This window comes from Primorskyibacter aestuariivivens, assembly GCF_028023675.1.
Lineage (GTDB): Bacteria > Pseudomonadota > Alphaproteobacteria > Rhodobacterales > Rhodobacteraceae > Marinovum > Marinovum aestuariivivens.
Window position 1 is genome coordinate 1 of sequence record NZ_JAQIOZ010000043.1, and the last position, 1129, is coordinate 1129.

Below are 1129 nucleotides of genomic sequence, written 5' to 3' on the forward strand. Positions count from 1 at the left end.
CCATGTGTGGATACCTCGTTTGATGCAAGAGCTTTCTTGATCGGTTCGGGCATGTGATCGGGTACGGTCATGTGTCAGGCCTCTGAAGTTGGGCGTTTCACATGCCGAGGGCCGGTATGGCGATGCGAAGGCCGGGTCCAAATAAATAAAACGAGCGCGAAGCTCTCTGGAACACCCTGGTTTTCCCAACCTCGATCTGGCCGATCAATTTGTCCTTACTGTCTCAGGGTCCTTCTCACATCGTTACCCTTTGCCGCCAATTATGCTGCGCAGGGATCTCGGTAATCTTCGTTTCGGCTCACCATGGCCCAGATGACCCGTGCAGTTTTGTTTGCCAGAGCGATGGCGACCAGCATGCGAGGCTTGCGTTCAAGCATCTTCGCCAACCAGGACCCTTTGGGGGCCCCGTTTTTCAAAGCCCAACGGACCCGCCCCATGGCACCGATAATCAATAGTCGTCGGATATCGCGTTGCCCCATTTTGGAGGTTCGGCCAAGGACCTGCTTGCCTCCGGTCGAGTATTGAACGGGAACCAATCCGAGCCAGGCCGCGAAGTCTCTGCCGCGTTTGAAGCCTCCAAAATCGGGTGCATAGGCTTTGATTGCCATAGCAGTGATCGGCCCGATCCCCGGTGCCGTTTGCATACGGATGCTGTCCGGGTCGCTCTTTGCGGCCTCCCGCAGGTGTTTTTCAATCTCAGTGATTTTCTTCGTCAAAGTTTCGAGTTGATCAAGGTGGACTTGACAGCATTCGACCACGAGCGGCGGCAGCCCATGATCTGGCGCTTCGATATTGGCAACCAACTTCTTGACGTTGAGACGGCCTGCAGGGGCAACAATCCCATATTCCATAAGGTGACCACGCAACGCATTGATGGTCGCGTTACGTTGGCGCACAAGGAGATCACGCGTCTTAAAGACCATCGAGCGAGATTGTTGCTCAGCTGTTTTCACCGGCACAAACCGCATGGTTGGGCGCATCGCAGCCTCTGTGATCGCCTCCGCATCATTCGCGTCGTTCTTTTGCCGTTTGACAAATGGCTTTACATAGATTGGCGGGATCAGGCGTATCTCATGGCCCAATTTTGAAATCTCACGACCCCAATAGTGCGACGAAGCGCAAGCTTCCA

At 54.7% G+C, this 1129-nt stretch carries 1 protein-coding gene; it reads right to left on the reverse strand.

What is annotated here, in order from left to right; all coding sequences use genetic code 11:
• Window positions 1-260: 260 nt before the first annotated feature.
• Window positions 261-1129, reverse strand: an 869-nt coding sequence (locus tag PGB28_RS21290) for an IS110 family RNA-guided transposase (protein ID WP_271423513.1), incomplete at its 5' end; no start/stop codon positions are given.